The organism is Herbaspirillum lusitanum P6-12 (assembly GCF_000256565.1).
GTDB lineage: Bacteria > Pseudomonadota > Gammaproteobacteria > Burkholderiales > Burkholderiaceae_D > Herbaspirillum > Herbaspirillum lusitanum.
Window position 1 is genome coordinate 1 of the sequence record NZ_AJHH01000699.1, and the last position, 835, is coordinate 835.

General features: G+C 64.9%; 2 protein-coding genes. One reads left to right on the plus strand and one right to left on the minus strand.

Features of this window, described 5'->3' with window-relative positions:
• Positions 1-187: helix-turn-helix domain-containing protein (locus tag HLUSI_RS30215; protein WP_040503810.1), on the minus strand; the 187-nt coding region annotated here is incomplete at its 3' end.
• A 147-nt stretch (positions 188-334) separates the two neighbouring features.
• On the opposite strand from HLUSI_RS30215, the gene HLUSI_RS0122765 reads away from it, so the two are divergent.
• The coding region (locus HLUSI_RS0122765) for a DMT family transporter (protein WP_016836142.1) at positions 335-835 on the plus strand (501 nt) is incomplete at its 3' end.

The window sequence follows — 835 nt, forward strand, 5'->3', positions numbered from 1 at the left end:
GCTGGGTCGGCACCAGGCCGCGTCCGGCCGGGACGAACAAGGGGTCGCCGACGGCATTGCGCAGGTTGGCCAGGCGGCGGCTCATGGCCGGCGCGCTTAAATGCAGTCGCTTGGCCGCGCCGACCACGCTGCCTTCGCGCAGCAAGGCTTCCAGGTCGAGCACCATGTTGAAGTCGAGAACGCGCATGAGGAATTGCTCCCGTAAAAAGTGAATGATGCCGGACTGAATGGCGCCGGGTTATTGCTGCATCGGTTGCACTGATGAACTGCAACAATATCACTTTATGCATGCATGGAAAACGCGCACGATGGTGCAACACTTCAAGGAGCCATCATGCCGAATCGTACTTCCGCGCTGGCCGCGCCTGCGCAAAACACCTCTGCTGCCGCATCCGGCGCACTTGCAAAGAGCGGCGGCAAGTTCTACCTGCTGCCCTTGCTGGCCGTCTGCATCTGGTCCGGCAACACCATCGTCACCAAGGCCGCGTCGACGGCGATCGAGCCGGCCGCCATCGCTTTCTATCGCTGGGTGCTGGCAGTGCTGGTGATGACGCCCTTCCTCGGCCGCGCAGCATGGCGGCAGCGCGCGGCGATTGCCGCCGACTGGAACTGGGCGCGCCTGCTGCTGCTCGGCGCGCTGGGCATGGCCATGTACCAGGGACTGGCGTATGAGGCGGCGCACAGCACCTCGGCCGTCAACATGGGCGTGACGGTGGCGCTGATGCCGCTGATTTCGGCATGCCTGAGCAGCATGCTGTCGGGCGAGCGGCTGTCGACGGCGCGCATCGCAGGCGGGCTGGTCTCGCTGCTGGGTCTGATCGTGCTGAGCACGCAC